The sequence below is a fragment of the Halomicronema sp. CCY15110 genome, from assembly GCF_016888165.1.
GTDB lineage: Bacteria > Cyanobacteriota > Cyanobacteriia > Phormidesmidales > Phormidesmidaceae > Halomicronema.
Genome location: NZ_JACSWC010000028.1, coordinates 1 through 205 on the forward strand (window position 1 = coordinate 1; position 205 = coordinate 205).

General features: G+C 51.2%; 1 protein-coding gene. It reads left to right on the forward strand.

Annotation, left to right across the window (positions count from 1 at the left end):
• Positions 1–14: 14 nt before the first annotated feature.
• A partial coding sequence (locus JUK32_RS00165; RefSeq protein WP_375541537.1) for a hypothetical protein occupies positions 15–205 on the forward strand: 191 nt, incomplete at its 3' end.

Here is a 205-nt window from a genome sequence, read left to right on the forward strand (position 1 = left end):
GCGGTGAGCTGACAATGCCCAAACGCTATATTGTCCGCCTGAGCGAAAAAGAACAGCAGGATCTTCAAGACTTGGTTTCGATCGGCAAAAGTGCGGCCTATCAGATCAAACACGCCAATATTCTGTTGAATATCGATGTGAATGGACCGGGTTGGACGGATGAGCAGGCCGCCTCAGCCTTTAGTTGTCATCGCAACACGGTGGC